The sequence below is a fragment of the Saccharicrinis fermentans DSM 9555 = JCM 21142 genome, assembly GCF_000517085.1.
Taxonomy (GTDB): domain Bacteria; phylum Bacteroidota; class Bacteroidia; order Bacteroidales; family Marinilabiliaceae; genus Saccharicrinis; species Saccharicrinis fermentans.
Genome location: NZ_KI912107.1, coordinates 2,287,777 through 2,304,177, shown reverse-complemented (window position 1 = coordinate 2,304,177; position 16,401 = coordinate 2,287,777). Strand labels below are relative to the sequence as shown.

Here is a 16,401-nt window from a genome sequence, read left to right as displayed (position 1 = left end):
ATAAGAGTAATGAAAAAAAATCTACAAAAAATTGCAGGTATCCTGTTAACATCAACCCTTGGTTTGACAGGTTTTGCCCAACAACAGATTAGTGTTTATGTTGCCCCAACTGTTTCCTTAAGCATTGAAGGGCACAAAGAGTTAAGTCGTGCAAAATATTTTAATTTGGCCACTACTGCAGCAGAGCTTAAAAAAAGCGTATTGAATTACGATGAAAACATGGCCGACTACTATATCAATGAGCTAGGTATAACCGTAGGTCGAAAATTAAGTATGGTGAAAGGTGAAACATATTGGGGTAATTCTTTGAAAGAAGATGCTTCAAGAGAGGGGTATACCGATTTGGATTATTTTAAAAACAAGAAAGCCGGGTTGAATGATGAGGGGATGAACATGTTACAAGCAGCATTCGGAGATAATCAGAATGTGGTGTGTCACGAAAGTTCAGATCCGTATCCTGATTATATGGACTTGTATACGGTTGAGGGGAGTAATGGACATAAATACCCTGCGGATGCTGCCTCTGCAGCAGAGTTAATCGCTACTATATTAAAATATGGGTATACGGATTTTCAACGTCCTGCTTATTATGAGTTGATGAATGAGCCACATTGGAAACATTTTGATGATAAGCGTTTTATTGACCTGCATGTGAAAACCAAGGAAAAGGTGGTGGCTGAAGGTGTAAATACACAAATAGGAGGTCCGTGTTCTTCGGTTAGTAATTACCATAAAAATGAGTATAAAAACCTAGGCGGAATTACTAATTTCATGAGTAATACCGACTTTAAATTGGATTTTTATTCCTTTCATTCTTACGATTATATGCATTGGGATGACGATGCCAATGACTTTGTGGGATCCATTAACTCCGGTTTACCATTGGAAGGTGTGTTGGATGCATGTGCCGCTTTTTGTAATAATGCAGGACATGACTTTAAATACTTAACCAGTGAACATGGCGGTTATATTAACGATGTCAATAATAGAGACTACGCACTTGAGAAATTAGGACAGCTGTATTTTCCTGGTTCGGGTTTTGACTATGAAATGGAAAAACGGAATATAGATAACTTTATTATGGTGAATAGTGCTATTGCCAATACCATGACTTATATGAACCATCCCCATGTGGTATTAAAATCTGTTCCTTTTATTTTATTGGAGAGTGCTGGCTGGAACACCGAGTATTACTCAAGCTTGTTGGTAAAAGAAAATTTTGACAAAAACAGTTCGGTTTGGAGAGAATCGAGATTGATAGATTTTTATAAGTTTTTTAAAGGAGTAAAGGGACGAAGAGTGGAGACTTATTGCGATGATACTGATATACAGCATCATGCCTTTGTGTCGGATCGTCAGCTGATATTATTGTTTCATAACCAAAGTAATCAGAAGGGAGCAATAGATGTTCATGTGGAGCAATTTGTAGAAACGCCCAGTGAAATATCAATTAGAAGATTAAGGAGAAAAGAAGACTTTAGACCCGAAATGATTGAGGAAACAGTTGCTTCTTTGTCTGCATTAAAGATTGGAGGACAGGAGTCGGTAGCTGTATTTGTCAATTATTCATCAGAAGTGCCTGAAGAGGAGGAAATACCTGTTAAGTTGTACTATTCCAGTGCTTCAGATATTGGTGTGCAGTTTTCTGGTAGTCGAAATTTTTCTATTCGTACATTGGATTACAAATATATTAAGGAGGCCGAATTACGTATTGGTATTAGCAGAAAGGCTGCGAATAGCAAAGAGGTGAAAATTTATTTTAACGGGACTGAATTACTTGCGCCTGTTGAAGATTGTGCCGATAGACTGACTGGAGATTTTTATGCTACTACAAAAATAGTTAAGGTACCCGGTTCATTGTTAAAAACGAATAATACTATTCAGGTAAATTTTCCAGATGGAAAATCGGGTGGTGTAGGAGCGGCTGTGTTGAGAGCTAAAATGGGAGATGATGTTTCTGTGCGAAATTTAAAGTATCATAAAAATAAACTCAACATATTTCCAAACCCCTCAGATCATGAGATCACTGTTTCTTCGAATAAAGAAGGGGTGATAGAGATTATCGGTTTAGATGGTAGACTAAAAAAGAGTGTAGAGGCCTCTGTTGGTGATAATAAGTTTTCAATTGAGGATTTAATGAGTGGGACTTTTATTGTTCAGTTGGTTACTGGTAAGGATTTGTACACCAATAAGTTATTGGTGTACTGAGCTTGTAAATAGAATAAACTATTTTTGACAATGCAATTATATGTTTGTGTTTTGATGTAATAGTCATTATTTTATGGGTTTAAAATGCGCAATTTCACTAAATGATATCTGCTATGGAGGTCTTAATCGATGATAGACAGTTTAATGTAAGTCAAGAAGATTTGAATGGCTTAAGAAAAGGAGATCGAAAGATATTTGAAAATATATTTAGTGAATACTATGAAAGATTAGTTCGCTTTGCCGAAGGTTATGTGTTCGATCATCAGGTGAGTGAGGATGTTGTGCAGGATTTTTTTGTTTGGCTATGGGAAAATAGAAAGTCGCTCCTATTACGAACTTCGCTTAAAACTTATTTTTTTACAGCGGTTCGAAATCGTTGTTTTGACTATTTGAAGTCACGTAAGGTGAAGGATAAATATAGACTTATGTGCATTCAAGCTGTAATCAATATCTCAGATGAAGAAATTGATAACAGCCATTCTTTACAGCAGCTCAGAGAAGCTATTGACAAATTGCCGCCTGAAATGTCCAAAGTATTTAAGGCGAGGTATTATAAACAGCTTAAGATAGAAGAAGTGGCTGCCGAATTGGAAATTTCGGTTTCTACTGTAAAAACGCAACTTGCTAGAGGAAAACGCAAGTTGCGAGTGCTTATTCCAGATTGTGCCCTGTTGTTTTTATTGTAATTTAGGAGGATTTTGCTACAGCAGTATGTTGTGTTATTTGCACTCATGTATGGGTTTATTAAAAAATGTATAAAAAAGTTAAGATGTTTGTCGTCCTTTTTGATTTGTTAGTCGTCATACGACAAAATAAACAGTCAAAATGCAGAAATCACATATCGACTTTTACATTATCTGGAAAAAAATCTTTTCAACTACCTCTGCAGAGGAAGATAGAGAATTGCAAAAATGGTTAAACGCTTCGGCAAAGCATTTTAAGTTTTTTTATGATGCTGAAGCATTTCATAAATATGGTTCCTCATTTTCAAAAAAGCCTGTAGATAGTCAAATTGCTTTAAAAAAGGTCAGGTCAAGAATCTTTAGGAAACTTGTTTTTAGACGTATTGCTGCGGCAGCTGTTATTCTATTTATTTTTAGCACGGTTACGTATGTACTCCAAAAAGATTGGCATACGTCTGATGAACTGATTGCAAAAGATATTACTTCAGAATCTAAATCAGGTAAGCAAAAAGCCATATTAATATTACAGGATGGTACAACTAAAAGTTTGACAACAAAGTCTGCTATAAAGGTGCAGCAAGGGCAAACTTTACTGCAACAGTCCGAGGAAGGCTTGTTTTATGTTGCTGGCCACCAAAAAACAGATAAATTAGTTTATAATACTCTCAAGATTCCCAGAGGAGGAGAATTTTTTATTGAGTTGTCAGATAAGAGTAAAGTGTGGTTGAATTCTGAAACTACACTTCGTTACCCAGTTTCCTTTACCAACAAACAAAGAGTTGTTGAACTGACAGGAGAAGCCTATTTTGAAGTCTCTAAAGATACTAAACGTCCATTCATCGTTATTTCAAATAATCATACTGTACAGGTTTTAGGAACTCAGTTCAATATTTCATCTTATCCTGAAGAAGCAGATATTAAAACTACCCTTGTACAGGGATCTGTTAAAGTAAAGGCTGGAGATGCTGATAACGTGATACTTAAGTCTAGTTTTCAGTCGGTATATCGTGTGGAAGATGATGTTGTTATTGCGAAAAAATTTCATGTTGGTATGAATGCCGGAGACTTCGATGGCGTAGCTGATTTGATTGCTAAATATCCGGAACGCTTTTCAAGTCCTTTAGATGTGCTTTGGTACGAACGAAGAGTTGAGCTTGCAGGTGAAGGTGATCGTTGGTTTGATTTGGTTAGAAGTGGCAGGACTGCAAGTGTTATGGGTGCTATTTATCCGGGTGTTGATTGGAATAAACATATTTATCTGCCCGTCGGTTTAATAGAACAAGGAAATTCGGGAAATACACTGACAGCTTATCCTGATGAGGTATATCCAGACCCAATTGAGTAGTTGAAATAGTACTTATAATTATTGTATATTATATTTTTATTTACCTTTGCATCAATAACTATTAGGGGTGCCTTTTATCATAGGCTGAGATAATACCCTTGAACCTGAAATGTATAATGACATCGTAGGGAAATGGTTTTGATATTTAAATACTAGTTTTATTTATATATGAGCCGTTTCGTATTTTACGAGACGGCTTTTTTGTTAGGTGACTATTGGTGTCAATAAAATAAATCTCATGATAAAGACAAATCAAGTAACGGAGGCTTTACTTAAAGTGCGGACAAAAGCACCGCTGGTTCATAATATTACCAATTATGTGGTAATGAATAATACAGCCAATGCCCTTCTTTCCATTGGTGCATCGCCTGTTATGGCGCATGCAATCAATGAGGTAGAAGATATGGTTGGGATAGCATCATCGCTGGTAATAAACATGGGTACATTGAGTGATAGCTGGGTAAAAGCCATGATCTTGGCCGGTAAAAAAGCCAAAGAAAAAGGTATTCCTGTCATTTTTGATCCGGTAGGTGTGGGTGCCACTCCTTATCGTATTGAGGTGGCACAGCAAATACTTAAAGATTGTAATCCTTCTGTAATAAGGGGTAATGCATCGGAAATAATGGCGCTGTACAATTCTAATGCGAAAACAAAAGGTGTGGATAGCACCGTATCGTCTAATGTGGCACTTGATTCGGCTAAATTACTGGCAAAATCAATGAATGTTATTGTTGTGATCAGCGGCCAAACGGATTATATAACCGATGGTGATAGAGTGGTGTGTATTCATAACGGAAATACCATCATGGCAAAGGTTACAGGTATGGGCTGTACAGCCAGTGCTTTATGTGGCGCCTTTGCCGGAGCTGAAGAGGATTTATTTGTGGCTACTGTTAGTGCGATGGCCATTATGGGTATAGCAGGTGAAATAGCAGCTAAACAGTCTAAAGGACCGGGATCAATGCAAATTAATTTTTTAGATACTCTTTATAGTCTGCAAGCAGATGAAATTGTAAATAGGTTACGACATGAATAAGCGCTGGAGTGATCAAGCTTGGAATACGGTTCTTTATCATTATAATAAGATAACGGAACTCAAGTTTATTGAAGAGTTAATGGACGGAACCCTAGCGTCAGAGAAATTCTCCTTTTATATTCACCAAGATTCTATTTACCTGGGTGAATATGGAAGGGTTTTGGCTGGTATTGGGGCTCGTATGTCGAATGCAAAACAGCGTAGTCTATTTTTGAAATTTGCGTCAGATACCGTTTTTGTGGAGCAAGAATTACACCGAGGATATCAGGAGACATTGAAGGCTTATAAAACTTCGGAAGCTTCGCCTGCTTGTTTATTATACACTTCTTTTTTGCATAAACAGTTGGCCATGGAACCTATAGAGGTGGCAGTGGCTGCTATTTTGCCTTGTTTTGTGATATACGGAAAGATAGGTAATTATATAAAAGAGAATCAATGCAATGTGAATAATCCTTATCAACAATGGATTAATACCTATGGAGGAGAGGAGTTTACGCTGGCAGTCAAACAAGCAGAGCAGATAAGTAACGATTTGGCACAAAATACGACTGATGTAATACGTCAACAAATGACGGAAGCTTACGTTATGGCTTCGCGGATGGAATATATGTTTTGGGACAGTGCTTATAAACTAGAAAAATGGCCATTGAATGAGAGATAACCTGGATTTAAGTCTTTACCTGGTGACGGACCAAAAGTTGTCGAGAGGTAGAACGCATGAGTATATTGTGGAACAGGCTGTGAGGGGTGGCGTTACCATTGTTCAGTTACGCGAAAAAGATGTTTCGTCACGTGTGTTTTATGAATTGGCCAAATCCCTGATGGGACTATTGAGACCATTGAATATTCCTTTGATCATCAACGATAGGTTAGATATTGCATTGGCCGTTGAGGCCGATGGTTTGCATATTGGTCAAAGTGACTTGCCTTATGCGGTCGCCCGAAGATTGATGGGGAAGGATAAAATAATAGGTTTGTCTGTAGAAAATCTTGCACAGGCACGAGAGGCCAATGAGCTGGATGTTGATTATATTGGACTGTCTCCTGTGTTTTCTACTCGTACAAAACAAGATATCAATAAGCCTCTGGAGTTATCTGGAGTTAAAGAGATTATTGGTATTACTAAGCATAAAACGGTGGCTATTGGCGGTATGAATAGTTTGAATATTGAAAGTGTGATGAAGACCGGAGTAGATGGGATAGCAGTTGTGTCAGCTATTGTATCACAAGAGAACCCGCAGGAAGCAGCCTTTCGTCTTGCCTCTCTTATTCATCATGAAAAGTAATTGTACATGAAACTGGCATGGCCAGCACAATAACTAGATATACAGGAAAAAGAAATACGCGGTATTTATGAACACCTTTGAATATAAAATTTGGTGAATAATAAATTTTCAGATCCATATGACCATTAAAAAGTTTAATCTAAATACATGAAAAGTTATCATAGAGTACTGGCAATAGCTGGTAGTGATTCCGGAGGAGGAGCAGGTATTCAGGCTGATATTAAAGCCATATCGGCATGCGGTTGTTTTGCCACAACGGCCATTACGGCTATTACCGCTCAAAATACGGTGGGCGTATTAGATATACATCCTATCCCTATTGATACCTTGAAAAAACAGATGGAAGCGGTGCTTGGAGATATAGGTACGGATTGTGTAAAGATAGGGATGTTACATAATTCAGAAACCATTCTAACGGTTCAAGAGGTACTTGGTAGGTTTCAAATTACAAACATTGTGCTGGATCCGGTAATGGTGGCTACTTCTGGTAATCAATTGTTGCAATCAGAGGCTATTGAGACACTGAAACATGTGCTGATTCCTGCGGTGAGAGTCATTACTCCGAATTTACCGGAAGCCGAGATTTTATTGGGCGAAAAAATATTACATCAGGATGATTTTCCCCTACGGGCTCAGCAGCTTGGTAAAAGATACAAGGTGTCGGTTTTGTTAAAAGCAGGGCATCTGCATGATCGTGATTTGATAGATGTTTTTTATAATTATGAGAATAATGAAACACTTGAATTGAAATCAAAACGCATATTAACTAATAATATGCATGGAACTGGATGTACGCTTTCATCTGCATTATCGGCATTTCTAGCCAGAGGGTATGATCTTAATGAAGCTGTTTGTAAGGCGAAAGATTATGTCAATAATGCCATTGTCGAAGGTGCAAACTACCAGATAGGTAAGGGGCATGGGCCGGTAAAACATTTTTATGATTATTGGAATATACTTCTTTCATCCAAATAATAGACATAAAGTGTTTTTGTCAATATCACCCCTAAATTGACACTAATTTTTTTAGTAGACCGATGACTTTACATGATATTTTTACAATGAATTATTTGTAAAATATCAAAGTGAATGAAAAATCTACTATTTAAAAGTTCTATATTTTTATTGTTCGTATTTATAAATCCATTATTTGGATTTGCACAGAATATTCTTAAAAACCCAGGCTTTGAGTCTGATTTAAGTGATTGGGTATATGGATCATGGGGTGGCCCTTCGGCTTCTTTTGTTATTACAGATGAATTTGTCCAGGAAGGAAGCAAGGCTGCGAAGGCCACAGTTTCTGTTGCGGATGCGGATGCGGGAAAGATTTTTTTTCGTCAACAGAATTTGGCCCTATCAACGGATGAAGAGTATCACCTTAGTTTTTATATATTCAGTAATTCGGGGAATGAAGAGTCTATTGATTTGTCTGTTTATTCTCATACCAATATGGATGGTGCTGCTTGGGGGACTGTCTTTAGTGTTACAGATATCACATTTCAAGGGGATGGAAACTGGCATAAGATAGCGTATTCTTTCACTCCATCTGTTGTGGCGGGAGAGCCCGATTTTGATCATCTTGCTTTATCTCTTAGTTTGGCTCGTAATGTAAGTACCATTTATCTGGATCATTTTGTTTTGACTACGGATATGGTTGATGAAGCCCATGAAGCTCAACATTATTATGTGAGTAAAGTGGGTGATGATGCGAATGTAGGTTCAGAAGATAGCCCGTTTCTTACTATTGCAAAGGCTGCATCCATGGTAAAAGCTGGAGATGTGGTTACCATTAAGGAAGGTACTTATGAAGAGACCTTAGCGCCTGCTAGCTCTGGTACGGCCGAAAAACCTATTGTTTTTCAGGCGGCTGCAGGTGAAAAGGTGATTTTGACTGCCATGCAGGAGGTAGGAGATTGGGAGTTGGATGAGGGGAGTGTTTATAAAACGACGGTGGATTGGTCTTTGGGACAGAATAACTTTGTGATGAATGGGGCAGATGCTTGCCAGCTTGCTCGTTGGCCCAATAAAACGGATAAAGATCCATTTGTATTAAACTCCCTGCGTAATACAGGTGGTACTGATGGTAGCGTTGTCAGTAATGCCCGTTTGGAATATAGTCCGGGCATTCAGAATATCGACTGGTCTGATGGGGGGTATTTATTTTTTTACTGCGATAAGGGTGGTAGTGGATGGACTTCCTGGAGAGCATGGATAACATCAAATAATACCAATAGTGTGACTTTTGACTTACCCGATAGTCCTACGTGGTTGGGAGGTCAGCATCCACCAGCTTGGTTGGGCGATTTCTTTTTGGTAGGAGCAAAAGGAGCCTTAGATTATGCCAATGAGTGGTTTCTGGATGAAGCTAGTCATACTTTATATCTTCAAACTCCTGATGGACAAATGCCTGAAGATGGACAAATACAAGTTCGTAAGCGAAAAGTATGTATTAATTTGAACAACAAAAGTTATATACATATTAAAAATATGGCGGTCTTTGGTGGGTCTATTGAAATGACCGGTAATGCCAATTATAATTTGGTGAGTGGCGTTTCGTCGTACTACGGAAATTTTACAGAAGGGGTCATTAATAATTTCTCTGCCAATGAACAGAGTGTTAATATAGAAGGTTCGTATAATACAATTGATAAGTGTGAGATTGCTTTTGGAGCTGCCTCTGGGATTAGAGATGCTGGTGCGTATACCACGATTAGTAATTGTTTTATTCACGACTTTGATTTTTTGGGAAATTATGATTGTCCTGTGAATTTGCGGGGAGGTTCATACACAACTTTAAAGAATAATACCATTTATAATGCCGGTCGTGATTGCATTCAAATGTTTAATGCTAACAGTGAGATAGCTTATAATAATATTTATCGAAGTAATTTAATAGCGGACGATTGTGGTTTGTTGTATACGGTTGGAGGTCCTCATTATGCCGAGATCCATCATAACTGGTTTCATGATACGGAGTCAAGAGGAGACTTACATAAGGCTGCCGGTATTTACCTGGATAATGATGCTTCTTCTTTTTCGGTGCATCATAATGCGGTTTGGAATACAGAATGGAATAGTATTCAAATTAATTGGAATGGAACAGATATTGATATTTTTAATAATACGTTATGGGAGGGGGAAGGTGCCATGGGAGCCTGGCATATGGATGGTACCGCTTTTTCAAATGTGAGAGTCTGGAATAACCTGGCCAATAATAATGAGTGGGAGGAGCAATCTGACCAACAAAATAATTTGAGTGTGACGGTAGGTAATCCTTTTACAGACCTTGACGCCGGTGATTTAACCCTGAAAGCGAGTAGTAGTGCCATTGATTACGGGAGAGTAATTGATGGAATTACAGATGGCTTTGTAGGGGATAATCCAGACGTGGGAGCTTATGAATATGGAACGACTGCATGGACAGCAGGTACCAATTGGTTGCTTGCAGAAGGTCCCAATAAGCTTGGATGCTATGGCTTGCCAGGTGATGACTGTTCGGTGAATCCGGATCTATCGGAACTGGATACTGATGGAGATGGGGTTAGTGATGATATTGACCAATGCCCCAATACTGAACCGGGTAAAGAAGTGGATGACAAAGGTTGTGTAAATGTAAGTGTTGGTTCATTGGAAGAGGTAAATATGAATATATATCCTAACCCGGTTAAAGGGAACTTCTTAATAATTGAAACCGGTGATCTGACAGGGGGGAACTTTTTATATGAAATTTATTCGCCATCAGGTTCTAAAGTTAAAAGTGGTTGGGTAGATCAATATAGTGCTCAAGTGCGATTAGATATCTCAGGCCTGCCTGCAGGATGCTTTTTTATGGTTTTTAAAAATGCTCATCTGCAAGTGGGAACTAAATTTATTAAGTTGTAGTTAACCTTTAGAGCTTGTTTGGCTCTTCTTCTGGATTCTTGTACTTATGACTATTTATTGAGTTTATCCACTTTGCTTTTATCACGCATAGCATTTCGAGAAGCCTTGTCAACCAGCGAAAATAATCTGTCTATCTTCTTCTTTTGATTGGTGGGGACATGACCTTTTATTTTGATAAATGTGCAATCCATGAGATCGACGAGTCGGTAAAATTCTTGGTATAGTTTGTAATTTTTTAGGTAGGTGTTGTTGTTAGATATGTAGCCCTTTTGTTCAAGTTTGTGACGCCGATCGGGTAGATTGATAATATTTTGAGAATCTGTATAGACTATGATCTTATGATTTGCGCAATTTTTATTGGACAAGGCCCATAAAAGGTTTTTTAATTCCAATTGAGTGGATGAGGTGTCGTCAAAACGTTTTATTTTGATATGTTTTTTAAGCTCATTTGTTTCTGTTACTGGTTCACGAACCAGTAAATAGGCGCCGAAACCAATATGTGTTTCCGGATTATAACTACCATCTATAAAGAGTAATATTTTTTCCATAGCCTACTTCATCGTATAATACATGGATGCGAATATAGAAATTCATTGTATAACAAGGGACTTTTATGGTGAAACTTAGTTTTCTTTATGTATTTTAAGCACCAAAAATTAGAAGATGTGTTTTTCAGCGGAAGTAAGTTTTGGTGCAAGTGCTGTAATTTCTACAGTAGGAGTAATGGCTATACGTAAGAGTGTGAATAAGGAGCAGTTATTTTTGGCAATGATACCTCTGTTATTCGGGATACAGCAGTTTTTTGAAGGTGTATTGTGGTTGGCATTGGAGAATACGGAATATGCTTCATGGACACCATTGGCTACCTTTGGTTTTCTGATATTTGCCCAATTAATATGGCCTGTCTGGGTTCCCTTCTCTACTTTGATGATCGAAAATAATAAAAAACGAAAGCGGTTGATTGGGGCTTCTCTGTTCCTGGGGATTGTATTGTTTTTTATTTTGGGGTACCGGATGATTGCTTATGATGTAACAGCGCAAATAGATCATCAGCATATTTTTTATACGGTAGGTCATTTTAAAAGTACCAATTGGTGGAGTGGTATTTTTTATTTGTTACCTGCAGCCTTTCCATTTGTGTTTTCAAGTTACAGGCATATTAATTATTTGGGGTTTTTGATGTTACTTTTTTTTGTTATCGCAAAAGTCTTCTATCTTAAATATATGATTTCGGTGTGGTGCTTGTTTGGCGCCATATTGAGTATGTATATCTTTTTAATTTTAAAGCGTAGAGAAATGATTCGTTAAATATAGAAGTGTCACAATTCTCACTAAATGGAAGATATCCTTTAGATCAGAGTTCTTGAATATGATTTTTTATAATTGAGAACTTCTATGTTTTACTTGAAATTGTTCATAAAATGAAAAATATTGTTTCTGTATGGAGAGGATAGATTGATTCTTTGGCCCTGTATGATTACCCATTATAAATCATACAGGGCCAAACAATGCCATGCATTGAACTCTGGTTTTTACTTCATTTTTTACATAACTATTCATCAAGAGCGTATCTTGACTATAATCAAGTGAGTGTTCCTCTAAAACGACATATTCCTAATTATGAGAAAACTACTAAATTCCTTAAATCAATTGACCTTTATGAATATTTAAACAATATTGGAGATTGTGAATTAGCGAAACAATATGCGACGAGGTTAGAAACAGAAAAAAAATGAAAGCGACAATCCTTTATTTAATTTTACTCAAATAAATAATTTGATAACTCGCTTAAAAGAAAAATATAGCACATACCCCTACAATGCGTAATAAGTAATGCGGATTCAGCTGTATTTATGACGGTTTGTCGATTTTTGAGCTCCGCCAAATCTACGATTTGACAAGCTTTAAAATTTGAAAGTTACCTGTAAAATCGTAATTTTAGCTACGTAGTTATTTGAAGCAGTTGTGGGTTAAATTCCGCACTACTCATACGCGTAACGTTTTTGGCTAATACAAAGCAACCATTACTAAGTTTATGCATCATAGATAAGTTGAATGAAATATAAATTAAAACCAAATTCATGAATAAGAGATTGATTATTTACATATCCTGTACTTTTGTGATAGGGTTACTAACCCAAAGCTGTGAAAAAACTGATAAGGAAATCAAACCTGAATTTTCTTTAGAACAAGCAGACTTGATTTCAGATGAGAATTATAATATCTATTCTTTAGTAATTGAGGAAATGTATTCATCCGAAAAAATTGTAATTGCGCAAGCTACAAAAACAAGTATTGATTTAAACTACGATAATTACTTCTATGATTATTTAGTTGAAAACCACCAAGATTTTGATACAATTTTGGTTAAAACTCATGGTGATTTAAACGAAAACTCAGTAAACTTTGGAGAACAATTCCATGATGAAACAAAAGAAATAATTTTGATAACTTCAGAAGAATTATCATATGTGTTTGATAGTCAAGACTTGAATCGAGATTGGGAGGAATTTTATAATGACTATGAGAATTCTAATGGCATAATTCGTTTTTCGAGAATTGCTTATAATGATGACAAAACTCAAGCAATTTTTGAAATAGGACACTCATATGCTAGCTTAGGAGGGGGAGGAAGCATTATATACCTTAAGAAACAGGATGGGATTTGGACAATTACTGAGGTTATTCCGACTTGGATATCATAAAGTACTAGCCACAATCGAATTCTAAGACTTAAACAAACATTTTTAAAGAATTAATTTCTAACTTTATTCTTGCCGAACAGCGACCGATGGTGATTATTATACCGAAGATTTCTTTGCATTGAGGTATGCTTTATTTAAGGCATACCTTTTCCTTTTACACAGGCATCGAACCTGTATAAAAGGAGCCGAACAACTGTATTGGCCTTTAAAAACCGAGCACTTTTTTAGTTTTTTTCTATTTTTGTGTCGGACAAACTGGTCCGACGGTGATTTGTTATACCGAAGGATCTACGAAAGGGGTATTGGCATTGTTAGGCCTTCTTTGCATGCGCTTTTTAACCTTGAAATAGCCTTCAGATTTAAATACACTATTCTGAATTTCAACCTTGATCTCATGCAAGACGGTCTCATCACTATGAAGGGGTTTTCTACCTCGTTTACCTGTTTTTGCCACTGGTTTCTCATACCAAGTGCTACTACTATAACCCACTACCTTAAATATAAGTCGCTTTGGATATGGTTTTTGCGTTATAGAGCAAACCTCTTTCATCAACAAGGCGATTATCTCCTTTTTAGTTTTGCTACCAATTCGTTCTTTTTTTTGTGAGTTCCAACTCCATTTGCAGCTTACCAATCATACGTTCGGCCTCCTTTAGTCTAGAATCATCGGGCTTGCGCTTAAATCCATCAGCACCATGCTTAACAAACTGATCACGCCAAAAACTCAGATCGGCGATCGTTACTCCATACTTACGGCTTGCAGCCTCCATGCTTTCTCCTCGAAGCAAGGACAGAACAATTTCTGTTTTGATTTTTGTCGTAAAACGTGTCTTTTTTTCCATAGCAGTACAAATTTAATTGTTTATTTTTCTGCTCGGTTTTATTACGGGCTAATATAAAATCATAGAGACACATACATTTCAGATAATAATAAAGGAGAATTATTTGTGGAAAACCTAAAAACAGACATAAAAGATGTATTTGTTGATGACCCAAATGATATGAGTTTGTTTACTACATATATATCTACAGAGAAGAAAATTGATGGAGCTATTTGGAATTTAACAGGCGCATATTTACCAGTAAAAGCTGGAGACTTTCCTAAAGGAATTTCAAGTAGTTATGAAACTTATAAACCTCAATAAAATGTATAAAGAAAAAATTAAAAATGCATTAACAATTAGCTTACTGTGTGCCATATTTGGCGCATTACAAATGTATTGGTTTCTTCCTGATGGATTATCTTGCATTGACGCTAAAAGTTGTGTTACAGAGGCAATTTTTAAATTTATGGGTATTCAATTTTTAGTTATCTTTTTTATTCTATTATTAAAATCAAGTTTTAAGCTTTATATCATTGCTGTATCTTTATGTATTTTCTGGTTTTTTATTAATAAAAATGAGTTTACTTACAGATATGCATGCTGGTCAACATTTTCTAGTTCGGATATACTATATTATTCATTGAAAAACTCTACAGTATCTATAATCACTTGCTTAACAATTTTAATACTAAGTATTTATTTTTATAAATCAAAAAGTAAAAATTTACATTAAAATATGTTTAATATTAAATTCCAGTATACTATAATTTCGTTATTCATATTAGGAATATTATCCTTTTGGCTTTTAAAAAACTTGAACTTAAATCGGAAATACCATATTGGTGAAGAAATAGATAGTTTTAATGGAATAATAGTCTATCATAATGGTGGGGTCAATAATGATAGTGGTCGTAATATTTCAAAAACAGGTTATAATATCGGATTAAAATATCAATGTGTAGAATTTGTTAAAAGGTATTATTTAGAATATTTAAAACATGAAATGCCAGACAGCTATGGTCATGCCAAAGATTTTTATGACAAAATACTAAAAGACAATGAATTAAATAAAAAACGTGATTTAATACAATTTAGTAATCCTAGTATAAAAAGACCTGAAATTAATGATATAATTATTTTTGACAGTAACATATTCAATAAATATGGTCATGTTGCTATTATAACAGAAGTGAGTGATGGTTCTATTGAAATAATACAACAGAATTCAGGAACTTTGGGAAATACTAGAAAAAACTCAAAATAGAAAAAGGAGAAGTTAAATGGAATATATTAGACAATAGTATACTAGGTAGATTGAGAAAAAAGTAACGTTTTGTAACACGTGCTCATACATCATAGCTTTGCCGCAGGCGTAACACAAAGCTACGCTGCATAGTACCAACGTTAGTGTGCCACGAAGCTGTGGTAATTCAGTAGGTGTAAATCCTACCTAAATAATTTTGTTAAAAGATTATTGCTTCGCTCAGCATAGCCCAAGTAAACTTGGCTCTGCGTTCGCTTATGGCAATAATTGCTGTTCATTTAGAAGAACTGCCGACAGTAAAGCCTGTGAGGATCTTCGCTGAAGCTCGGTATGCTCAAATGACCAAGCCGAATTAACAATCACAAATTCTATAAGAATATTTATTGGCGCAGCCAAAAGGTATAATTCCTCGAGGCTTGCCTCGTTATTGAACTTAGTTTTCAACTTTATGCCTCGTGGGCTTGCCCCGAGGTTGGTTGACTCATGAGTAAATGCGCAAGCGTGAACCCGTGGTAACTTCGAGAAGTGTATCTGTAGACGGGGAGAGTTTTGACGGTCTTCGAACCCTGAAAAATAAAATATAGAAGAGGATACTCAATGCCTTAGTATTTTATGGGTACTAATTTGCGTGTAAGGCGAAACTCTGGTAGTGTTAGAACTGAGCTTTTGAGCGATTTAAACGATTATAAATCAAATAATTTATTTCGTCCTTTTTCAGAAGAAGGTAAGTCTTCGGTCTTTCACATATTGCGACCTTCATACTAGAGCTGTTTCTTTGATGGCAAAAAATGAGAATGACATTAACTACATTTAAGCGTTTGTATAAGGATTACCAGGAATCAGGTTTGAACATAAAAGATTTCTGTACCAACCAAGATCTGGCTCCTTCCACTTTTTATTACTGGCGAAACAAATTGGAAGAGGCATTAGCACATGAGCCAGATAGCTTTGTTCCACTAGAATTTGACAGTAATCCGTTAGCGACGAATAACCAATCCAATCCAGTCCATCTATCATCAAGAGTAAGCCTACTTTAAATAATGATGCTCCCATTGAATTCGTATTTCCCAATGGCACCAAGATGCTACTAAGGGATAATATAAACACGCAAGTATTAAAAGAAACTGTTCTAAAATCTGATTATATTCAGGTTGACGAAAGTACCATT

Annotated in this window: 18 protein-coding genes, 1 pseudogene and 1 riboswitch; of the genes and pseudogenes, 16 read left to right on the top strand and 3 right to left on the bottom strand. The window is 36.3% G+C overall.

Translation table 11 applies throughout. The features are described 5' to 3' along the window. The first annotated feature begins 9 nt into the window (after positions 1 to 9). The 9 genes and pseudogenes from CYTFE_RS0109020 (at position 10) to CYTFE_RS31885 (ending at position 10,440) form a co-directional block, all read left to right on the top strand. Entirely contained in the window at positions 10 to 2,208 is a 2,199-nt protein-coding gene (locus CYTFE_RS0109020; protein WP_027471535.1) for a T9SS type A sorting domain-containing protein, read from the top strand. 113 nt (positions 2,209 to 2,321) lie between these two features. Continuing rightward, complete coding sequence (locus CYTFE_RS0109015; protein ID WP_161636239.1) at positions 2,322 to 2,894, top strand: RNA polymerase sigma-70 factor; 573 nt, start codon at positions 2,322 to 2,324, stop codon at positions 2,892 to 2,894. Positions 2,895 to 3,033: 139 nt separating this feature from the next. Continuing rightward, positions 3,034 to 4,236 (top strand): FecR domain-containing protein, encoded by a 1,203-nt coding sequence (locus CYTFE_RS28605; RefSeq protein WP_052343104.1) that lies wholly within the window; start codon positions 3,034 to 3,036, stop codon positions 4,234 to 4,236. A gap of 53 nt (positions 4,237 to 4,289) precedes the next feature. Beyond that, positions 4,290 to 4,384: riboswitch (TPP riboswitch) on the top strand. Positions 4,385 to 4,474: 90 nt separating this feature from the next. Beyond that, positions 4,475 to 5,272 carry a hydroxyethylthiazole kinase gene (gene thiM / locus CYTFE_RS0109005; protein WP_027471533.1) on the top strand — a complete coding sequence of 266 codons (798 nt, stop codon included), beginning with the start codon at positions 4,475 to 4,477 and terminating at the stop codon, positions 5,270 to 5,272. After that, positions 5,265 to 5,933, top strand: coding sequence for a thiaminase II (tenA, locus tag CYTFE_RS0109000; RefSeq protein WP_044212383.1), 669 nt, complete (start codon positions 5,265 to 5,267; stop codon positions 5,931 to 5,933). Before thiM ends, tenA begins: the two co-directional genes overlap by 8 nt. Continuing rightward, complete coding sequence (gene thiE / locus CYTFE_RS0108995) at positions 5,923 to 6,558, top strand: thiamine phosphate synthase (protein WP_027471531.1); 636 nt, start codon at positions 5,923 to 5,925, stop codon at positions 6,556 to 6,558. Before tenA ends, thiE begins: the two co-directional genes overlap by 11 nt. 147 nt (positions 6,559 to 6,705) lie before the next feature. Then, on the top strand, positions 6,706 to 7,533 hold the full coding sequence (gene thiD / locus CYTFE_RS0108990; RefSeq protein WP_027471530.1) for a bifunctional hydroxymethylpyrimidine kinase/phosphomethylpyrimidine kinase: 828 nt from the start codon (positions 6,706 to 6,708) through the stop codon (positions 7,531 to 7,533). 114 nt (positions 7,534 to 7,647) lie between these two features. Next, positions 7,648 to 8,361 (top strand): annotated as a pseudogene (locus CYTFE_RS31890) (carbohydrate binding domain-containing protein); the annotation flags it as partial. Positions 8,362 to 9,099: 738 nt separating this feature from the next. Further along, the gene (locus tag CYTFE_RS31885; protein WP_407689941.1) at positions 9,100 to 10,440 is read left to right on the top strand and encodes a right-handed parallel beta-helix repeat-containing protein; all 1,341 of its coding nucleotides are present in this window, start codon (positions 9,100 to 9,102) and stop codon (positions 10,438 to 10,440) included. Positions 10,441 to 10,490: 50 nt separating this feature from the next. Here CYTFE_RS31885 and CYTFE_RS0108980 read toward each other — a convergent pair whose 3' ends face one another. Beyond that, on the bottom strand, positions 10,491 to 10,988 hold the full coding sequence (locus CYTFE_RS0108980; protein ID WP_027471529.1) for a ribonuclease HI: 498 nt from the start codon (positions 10,986 to 10,988) through the stop codon (positions 10,491 to 10,493). A 115-nt stretch (positions 10,989 to 11,103) separates the two neighbouring features. Here CYTFE_RS0108980 and CYTFE_RS0108975 point away from each other — a divergent pair, with 115 nt between their 5' ends. The 3 genes from CYTFE_RS0108975 (at position 11,104) to CYTFE_RS0108965 (ending at position 13,145) form a co-directional block, all read left to right on the top strand. Further along, on the top strand, positions 11,104 to 11,748 hold the full coding sequence (locus CYTFE_RS0108975) for a DUF6629 family protein (protein WP_027471528.1): 645 nt from the start codon (positions 11,104 to 11,106) through the stop codon (positions 11,746 to 11,748). 200 nt (positions 11,749 to 11,948) lie between these two features. Then, the gene (locus CYTFE_RS31880) at positions 11,949 to 12,176 is read left to right on the top strand and encodes an RloB domain-containing protein (protein WP_027471527.1); all 228 of its coding nucleotides are present in this window, start codon (positions 11,949 to 11,951) and stop codon (positions 12,174 to 12,176) included. A 345-nt stretch (positions 12,177 to 12,521) separates the two neighbouring features. After that, positions 12,522 to 13,145, top strand: coding sequence for a hypothetical protein (locus CYTFE_RS0108965; RefSeq protein WP_027471526.1), 624 nt, complete (start codon positions 12,522 to 12,524; stop codon positions 13,143 to 13,145). Positions 13,146 to 13,419: 274 nt separating this feature from the next. On the opposite strand, the gene CYTFE_RS0108960 is transcribed toward CYTFE_RS0108965, so the two are convergent. Continuing rightward, positions 13,420 to 13,695, bottom strand: coding sequence for a hypothetical protein (locus CYTFE_RS0108960; RefSeq protein ID WP_027471525.1), 276 nt, complete (start codon positions 13,693 to 13,695; stop codon positions 13,420 to 13,422). A 31-nt stretch (positions 13,696 to 13,726) separates the two neighbouring features. Beyond that, complete coding sequence (locus CYTFE_RS25775; RefSeq protein ID WP_044262699.1) at positions 13,727 to 13,987, bottom strand: transposase; 261 nt, start codon at positions 13,985 to 13,987, stop codon at positions 13,727 to 13,729. Between the two features lie 105 nt (positions 13,988 to 14,092). On the opposite strand from CYTFE_RS25775, the gene CYTFE_RS0108950 reads away from it, so the two are divergent. The 4 genes from CYTFE_RS0108950 to tnpA all read left to right on the top strand — a co-directional run bounded on the left by CYTFE_RS0108950 (position 14,093) and on the right by tnpA (position 16,270). Then, positions 14,093 to 14,290: a hypothetical protein gene (locus CYTFE_RS0108950; protein WP_027471524.1), complete on the top strand. Its 198-nt coding sequence runs from the start codon at positions 14,093 to 14,095 to the stop codon at positions 14,288 to 14,290. Between the two features lies 1 nt (position 14,291). Next, a complete protein-coding gene (locus CYTFE_RS25770; protein ID WP_052343102.1) occupies positions 14,292 to 14,702 on the top strand; it encodes a hypothetical protein in 411 nt (136 codons plus the stop codon). A 3-nt stretch (positions 14,703 to 14,705) separates the two neighbouring features. Beyond that, positions 14,706 to 15,233: a CHAP domain-containing protein gene (locus tag CYTFE_RS25765; RefSeq protein WP_200871480.1), complete on the top strand. Its 528-nt coding sequence runs from the start codon at positions 14,706 to 14,708 to the stop codon at positions 15,231 to 15,233. 788 nt (positions 15,234 to 16,021) lie between these two features. Then, complete coding sequence (tnpA, locus tag CYTFE_RS29400; RefSeq protein WP_235208381.1) at positions 16,022 to 16,270, top strand: IS66 family insertion sequence element accessory protein TnpA; 249 nt, start codon at positions 16,022 to 16,024, stop codon at positions 16,268 to 16,270. The last annotated feature ends 131 nt before the right edge of the window (positions 16,271 to 16,401 follow it).